This is a genomic window from Chryseobacterium sp. SIMBA_028, assembly GCF_046535285.1.
Lineage (GTDB): Bacteria > Bacteroidota > Bacteroidia > Flavobacteriales > Weeksellaceae > Chryseobacterium.
Map to the genome: position 1 here is coordinate 1 of NZ_JAWRWZ010000255.1, position 274 is coordinate 274.

The 274-nt window shown below is 32.1% G+C and carries 1 pseudogene; it reads left to right on the plus strand.

The features are described 5' to 3' along the window. Positions 1 to 15: 15 nt before the first annotated feature. A pseudogene (locus SCA31_RS23350) lies at positions 16 to 274 on the plus strand (catalase); the annotation flags it as partial.

A 274-nucleotide genomic window follows, 5' to 3' on the forward strand; every position in this document is an offset into this window, starting at 1 on the left:
TCTGTGAGCACATTTTTGAAATTATTTACTTCAATTAACCAGTTTTATCTTAAAAAATGGAGTCATCTTCCTTCTTTAGCCGCTCAGATGGTAAAAGTTATTCCTTCTGTTCTTAATGGTTCATTTATAAAGAATACCCTGCATTTTATTGATAAAAGAAATGATTTCTTTTTGTCTTTTGATTTTTATTCTGTGGGAGCTTACCGGATGGGCGATTATATGATTAAAATTAAGCTAAAGCCGCAATCCGTCGACAAGAACTTTGGAAAGAAAC